Genomic DNA, 4,590 nt, shown 5'->3' with positions numbered 1-4,590 from the left:
ACGAAACACCGCTCGCAACCTCGTCCCCCACGCATTGACGCACCCCTGTCGTGCCCGGAATGGCATGACCTGGCCATCGATGGCCCTGCCAGGCTCTCCTGACCTGGCAACGCGGCGCCGCTGAACGCAGGCGTCGCGCCAAGGCACCACACGCGGTGGTGCCTTGGCCCGCAGGCACGTCCCCCGATGCGGGCGGTACCGGTCTCCTCGTCGATCCGGGGCCGTCCGCATCCCCTTGGGCTGCCAGCCGAGCTGGTGGGTGCCGACCGTGGGTCAGCACGCCTCCCGCCGGGCATGGCCCGGCGCTATAGAAACGGCTCCTGACTTTCGTCGCCATCCATCGGATAATCACCGGTCCGGCCCTGTGTGGCGCGAACCGAAGTCCCCCGAATGCCCATCCATTCTTCCGTCCTCGAACTCATCGGCCAGACCCCTATCGTCAAGGCCCAGCGCCTGGATGCTGGCGTCTGCGAGCTCTACCTGAAGCTCGAAAGCGCCAACCCGGGCGGATCGATCAAGGATCGCATCGGCCTGTCGATGATCGAAGCGGCAGAGAAGCGCGGCGACCTGAAGCCCGGCGCCACCCTGGTGGAAGGCACCGCCGGCAATACCGGCCTGGGCCTGGCGCTGGTGGCCCAGCAGAAGGGCTACAAGCTGATCCTGGTGGTCCCGGACAAGATGAGCCGGGAAAAGATCTTCAACCTGAAGGCGATGGGTGCCGAAGTGCGCCTGACCCGCTCGGACGTGGCCAAGGGCCACCCGGAGTACTACCAGGACCTGGCCAAGACCATCGCCGAGCAGACCCCAGGCGCCTACTTCGTCAACCAGTTCGGCAACCCGGACAACCCGGCCGCGCATGAATTCGGCACCGGCCCGGAGATCCTCGAGCAGATGGATGGCGATCTGGATGCCATCGTGTTCGGCTGCGGCAGCTCCGGCACCATGACCGGCCTCTCGCGCGCCTTCGCCACGCTGTCGCCGAAGACCGAGCTGGTGCTGGCCGACCCGGTCGGCTCCATCCTGGCCGAGTACATCAACGACGGCGTGCTCAACGACAAGTCGGGCAGCTGGCTGGTGGAAGGCATCGGCGAGGATTTCCTGCCCTCGATCTCCGATTTCAGCCGTGTGAAGAAGGCCTACGCCATCACCGATGCGGAGAGCTTCCATACCGCGCGTGAGCTGCTGGGCAAGGAGGGCATCCTCGGTGGCTCCTCGACCGGCACCCTGCTGGCGGCGGCGCTGAAGTACTGCAAGGAGCAGACCACGCCGAAGAAGGTGCTGGTGCTGGTCTGCGACACCGGCAACAAGTACCTGTCGAAGATGTACAACGACTACTGGATGCTGGACAACGGCTTCCTTGAGCGCCCGCAGCACGGTGACCTGCGCGACCTGATCCTGCGCCCGTACGGCCAGCGCGACACCGTCGTGATCGGCCCGAACGACCTGCTGACCACCGCCTATCAGCGCATGAAGCTGTATGACGTGTCGCAGCTGCCGGTGCTGGACGGTGACCAGCTGGTCGGCATCGTCGACGAAAGCGACGTGCTGCTGCACGTCTACGGCGACGAAGCACGCTTCCGTGACCCGGTGGCCACCGCGATGGTCAGCAAGCTGGATCGCCTGGATGTGAAATCGCCGATCGAGGCGCTGCTGCCGGTGTTCGACCGCGGCCAGGTGGCCATCGTGATGGACGGTGACACCTTCCTCGGCCTGATCACCCGCATCGACCTGCTGAATTACCTGCGTCGGCGCGTTCAGTAAGGCGTTTATCGCCGCAGATCGCTGCTGAATCCCGGTTTATCCGCGTCAAAGCTCGTTAAGGCCGCGCTGATAGACTCCCGCTCCTTCGACGGCGCCGGTCATCGGCGCCAATCAGGAAACGACATGTCCAACGCTTCTTCCCCGGACCGCGCGCTGGCGCTGGCCACCCTGGCCATCCATGGCGGCCAGTCGCCCGACCCGAGCACCGGCGCGGTGATGCCGCCGATCTACGCCACCTCGACCTATGCGCAGTCCAGCCCGGGCGAGCACCAGGGCTTCGAGTACTCGCGTACCCACAACCCGACCCGCTTCGCCTACGAGCGTTGCGTGGCCTCGCTGGAAGGTGGCACCCGTGGCTTCGCCTTCGCCTCGGGCATGGCCGCCAGCTCCACCGTGATCGAGCTGCTGGATGCCGGCAGCCACGTGGTGGCGATGGACGACATCTATGGCGGCAGCTTCCGCCTGTTCGAGCGCGTGCGTCGCCGCACCGCTGCGCTGGACTTCAGCTTCGTCGACCTGACCGATCTGGCCGCCTTCGAAGCGGCGATCACGCCGAAGACCAAGATGGTCTGGATCGAGACCCCGACCAATCCGATGCTGAAGATCGTGGACATCGCCGCGGTCGCCGCCATCGCCAAGCGCCATGGCCTGATCGTAGTGGTCGACAACACCTTCGCCTCGCCGATGCTGCAGCGTCCGCTGGAGCTGGGGGCGGACCTGGTGCTGCATTCGGCCACCAAGTACCTCAACGGCCATTCGGACATGGTCGGTGGCATGGTCGTGGTCGGCGACAACGCCGAACTGGCCGAGCAGATGGCCTTCCTGCAGAACTCCATCGGTGGCGTGCAGGGCCCGTTCGACAGCTTCCTGGCCCTGCGCGGTCTGAAGACCCTGCCGCTGCGCATGAAGGCGCACTGCGCCAACGCGATGGCGCTCGCACAGTGGCTTGAAAAGCACCCGGCGGTGGAGAAGGTGATCTACCCGGGCCTGGCCTCGCACCCGCAGCATGAGCTGGCGGGCAAGCAGATGGCCGGCTACGGCGGCATCGTCTCGATCGTGCTGAAGGGCGGTTTCGACGCGGCCAAGCGCTTCTGCGAGAAGACCGAACTGTTCACCCTGGCCGAGTCGCTGGGCGGGGTGGAAAGCCTGGTGAACCACCCGGCGGTGATGACCCATGCGTCGATCCCGGTGGCACGCCGCGAGCAGCTGGGCATCAGTGATGCACTGGTAAGGCTGAGCGTGGGCGTTGAGGACCTGGGGGATCTGCAGGTGGATCTGGAACAGGCGCTGGCGGTCTGAATACGGCCCTGCCAGAGATGCCTTCTGTCGAAAATTCACGCCCCTCCCTGCAGGTTCGTCTGCTGGCCTGGGTGCGGGGGCAATCGCTGTTGCGATCTGCATACCGTGCCCTGCCACGTGCATGGCGGGAAGGCGCGTTGCAGCTGCTGACACGGCGTATCCGCGCGCGCACGCGCTTCCCGCGCACTGCTGCCTGGCACGGGTGGCAGCCGCGTCCGACCTCGCCGACGTCGTGCGTGCCAGCCGACACAGCGCTTCCGGGCGTGAATATCCTCGGGTACATCCACGGTCAGTTCGGCCTGGCCGAGGCCGCACGCAGCTATGCCCGCGCGCTGATCGACAATCGGGTGCCGGTGGCCCTGCGCGACATCGACCTGGACCTCCCGCACGGCTGGGATGACCGCGCGCTGGATGCCTACATCGACAATGACGTGCCGCATCCGGTCAGCATCATTTTCGTCAATCCGGATTATCTGGAACGCGCACTGCAGGACATCGGCCGGGCGCGCCTGCAGGGGCGCTACCTGATTGCCTGTTGGTTCTGGGAGTTGGAGACCATTCCTGACAGTTGGTTGCCAGCGTTGTCCCACGTGGACGAGATCCTCGTAGCCAGCGCTTTTGTCGAACAGGCCGTGAGGAAAGTCACTGACAAGCCGGTGCTGCGCATCCCGATGCCGCTTGGCACGATCGAGGACAGCGGGCTGCAGCGCGCCGATTTCGGTCTGCCGGAAACAGCCTTCATCTTCCTGGTCACGTTTGATTTCAGCTCACGCATGGAGCGCAAGAATCCTGAGGCGGCAATCCGTGCGTTCCGCGCGGCCTTCCCGCCGGAGCGTCGCGATGTCCGCCTGTTGGTCAAGAGCAGCAACGGCTACCGCTTTCCACATTGGATCAAGCGCATCTTTGAATTGGCAGAAGGCGATGACCGCATCATCATCCGCGACGATGTGATCGACCGCGCGCATCTCAATGCCCTGCAGCGCTGCTGCGATGCCTACGTGTCGCTGCATCGCGCCGAAGGCTTCGGAATGGGCCTGGCCGAGTGCATGGCCATTGGCAAGCYGGTCATCGCCACGGGCTGGTCGGGCAATATGGAATTCATGGATGCCGCGTCTGCTGCGCTGGTGGGCTTCTCCCTGGTGGCGGTGGGCGAAGGCGAGTATCCCGGTGGAGAAGGGCAGCGCTGGGCCGACGCCGACGTGGCCCAGGCGGCCGCGTTGATGCGCCGCCTGGCCGACGACCCCGCCGCCGCCGCTGCACTGGGTAGTGCTGGCCGCCAGCATGTGGAAGCAATCCTGTCCGCCCCGGTGGCGGCAGCCCGCATCATCGAACGCCTGAAGGAGCTCCGCACCACCTCGGTGCACGGCACAGCGCGTCAACAGGACAACGAAGTACGAGGCATGCAATGAAAGACATGATCCGGTCCGTGTGGGCCTACCGATACTTCATCCTTTCCTCGATCAAGAACGAGCTGAGGCTACGCTTCATTCGCAGCAAGCTGGGCGCGCTGTGGATGATCATCCACCCGCT

General features: G+C 65.4%; 3 protein-coding genes and 1 pseudogene. All 4 read left to right on the top strand.

Going from position 1 to position 4,590, the window contains the following annotated elements; translation table 11 throughout:
* The first annotated feature begins 390 nt into the window (after positions 1–390).
* Positions 391–1,761, top strand: a complete 1,371-nt coding sequence (locus AC1DJN_RS20840; protein ID WP_025878454.1) for a pyridoxal-phosphate dependent enzyme — start codon at positions 391–393, stop codon at positions 1,759–1,761.
* 123 nt (positions 1,762–1,884) lie between these two features.
* Positions 1,885–3,060 carry a cystathionine gamma-synthase gene (locus tag AC1DJN_RS20835; protein WP_033830275.1) on the top strand — a complete coding sequence of 392 codons (1,176 nt, stop codon included), beginning with the start codon at positions 1,885–1,887 and terminating at the stop codon, positions 3,058–3,060.
* A gap of 17 nt (positions 3,061–3,077) precedes the next feature.
* Positions 3,078–4,469 carry a glycosyltransferase gene (locus AC1DJN_RS20830; protein WP_478040057.1) on the top strand — a complete coding sequence of 464 codons (1,392 nt, stop codon included), beginning with the start codon at positions 3,078–3,080 and terminating at the stop codon, positions 4,467–4,469.
* A 5-nt stretch (positions 4,470–4,474) separates the two neighbouring features.
* Positions 4,475–4,590, top strand: a pseudogene (locus AC1DJN_RS20825) (ABC transporter permease); the annotation flags it as partial.

It is taken from the genome of Stenotrophomonas sp. 05L414_2, from assembly GCF_056397905.1.
The sequence above is the reverse complement of the archived record's forward strand: the minus strand, read 5'-3'. Positions and strand labels throughout refer to the sequence as shown.

Coding starts and splice junctions, on each gene's coding strand:
- AC1DJN_RS20840 (WP_025878454.1), top strand. CDS start 391: ATGCCCATCCATTCTTCCGTCCTCGAACTCATCGGCCAGACCCCTATC.
- AC1DJN_RS20835 (WP_033830275.1), top strand. CDS start 1,885: ATGTCCAACGCTTCTTCCCCGGACCGCGCGCTGGCGCTGGCCACCCTG.